Origin of the sequence: Cupriavidus sp. WS (assembly GCF_000395345.1) — a bacterium.
Lineage (GTDB): Bacteria > Pseudomonadota > Gammaproteobacteria > Burkholderiales > Burkholderiaceae > Cupriavidus > Cupriavidus basilensis_B.
In genome coordinates, this window is record NZ_AQPL01000781.1 from 1 (window position 1) to 273 (window position 273).

General features: G+C 60.8%; 1 pseudogene. It reads right to left on the bottom strand.

The window, feature by feature from the left end:
• Positions 1–223 (bottom strand): annotated as a pseudogene (locus K206_RS0137170) (DNA repair protein RadC); the annotation flags it as partial.
• Positions 224–273 lie beyond the last annotated feature (50 nt).

Consider the following 273-nt stretch of genomic DNA (forward strand, 5'->3'; position numbering starts at 1 on the left):
GATGCATGCTGTCCAGGAACACGACTGCGAATACTTCGTTGGGCTCAGCGACGAGTTTTAGACGCAGGTAGTCCCGCACGGCGGCCGGTTGGCTGAGGCACGGTCCGACTTTGAAGATCCGTCTCTCCAGCAACGCGATAGCCTGCTTGATGATCCAGTCCTCATGCTGGGCTGCGACGGCGGAAAGCGACTCCACGCAGGAGTCATTGACGACGAAAGACATGGCGAGCCTCCGGAAGGTGAGATCGGAGGGCGCACGCCCTGGGAGGGCAA